Origin of the sequence: Lachnoclostridium sp. An14 (assembly GCF_002160755.1) — a bacterium.
GTDB lineage: Bacteria > Bacillota > Clostridia > Lachnospirales > Lachnospiraceae > Lachnoclostridium_A.
Map to the genome: position 1 here is coordinate 1 of NZ_NFLE01000083.1, position 1016 is coordinate 1016.

Sequence of the window (1016 nt, forward strand, 5' to 3'; positions counted from 1 at the left end):
GAAGAAGTAAGGGTTTTATATACTGTTTAGTCTTTGATGAAAGTCAAGGGCGAAAGGATTCCGGTGGTGATGCGCTTAGGGGAGACACCCGTACCCATCCCGAACACGACGGTTAAGACTTAAGCGGCCGATGGTACTATGCTGGAGACGGCATGGGAGAGCAGGTGGCTGCCGGATCCCTTTTCAAAAGAAAACCGGGCTTATAGCTCAGCCGGTTAGAGCGCACGCCTGATAAGCGTGAGGTCGGTGGTTCGAGTCCACTTAAGCCCATTGCTTAAGTTCACGCCAAGCTCTCGGAAGGGAGGAAAGGCCCACTTAAGCCCACTGGCTTTGATAAGCCTACAAAAGAATATAGGGATCGCCTCGAAAGAGGGAAGGCCCGCATCCGTGGGGGTGTAGCTCAGTTGGGAGAGCACCTGCCTTGCAAGCAGGGGGTCAAGAGTTCGAATCTCTCCATCTCCACTGACTGATAAAACATCAGTCGCAAACGTACCTTGAAAACCGCATATCGAGTAAATCGAAACTAGATAGAAATATCTAGTCAAGACATCCGAGAAACATCAAGCAATAAATAAAGTTTGAAACACAACCAGCCGATGTAACGCTATACATCGGAAAGCTGGTCAAGCTAGAAAGAGCGCAGGGTGGATGCCTTGGCACTAAGAGCCGATGAAAGACGTGATAAGCTGCGAAAAGCTTCGGGGAGGAGCAAATATCCTTTGATCCGGAGATCTCTGAATGGGGAAACCTGGCTGAGCAATCCTCAGTCGTCGTATGGTGAATCCATAGCCATACGTCGGGAACCCGGTGAACTGAAACATCTAAGTAGCCGGAGGAAAAGAAAGAAACATCGATTTCCAAAGTAGCGGCGAGCGAAATGGAAGGAGCCTAAACCGCGGTGCGTGCACCGCGGGGTTATGGACCGCGATAAGTGAGGCGATTCATTAGTGGAACTGTCTGGGAAGTCAGGCCAGAGAGGGTGAAAGCCCCGTACACGAAAATGATAGCCAGCGAGC

Annotated in this window: 2 tRNA genes and 2 rRNA genes; all 4 read left to right on the forward strand. The window is 50.6% G+C overall.

Going from position 1 to position 1016, the window contains the following annotated elements:
• The first annotated feature begins 59 nt into the window (after positions 1-59).
• A 5S ribosomal RNA gene (rrf, locus tag B5E84_RS20180) occupies positions 60-177 on the forward strand.
• Between the two features lie 19 nt (positions 178-196).
• A tRNA-Ile gene (locus tag B5E84_RS20185) sits at positions 197-270 on the forward strand.
• Positions 271-389: 119 nt separating this feature from the next.
• Positions 390-462 (forward strand) — tRNA-Ala (locus tag B5E84_RS20190).
• A 159-nt stretch (positions 463-621) separates the two neighbouring features.
• Positions 622-1016: ribosomal RNA gene (locus B5E84_RS20195) — 23S ribosomal RNA — on the forward strand; the annotation flags it as partial.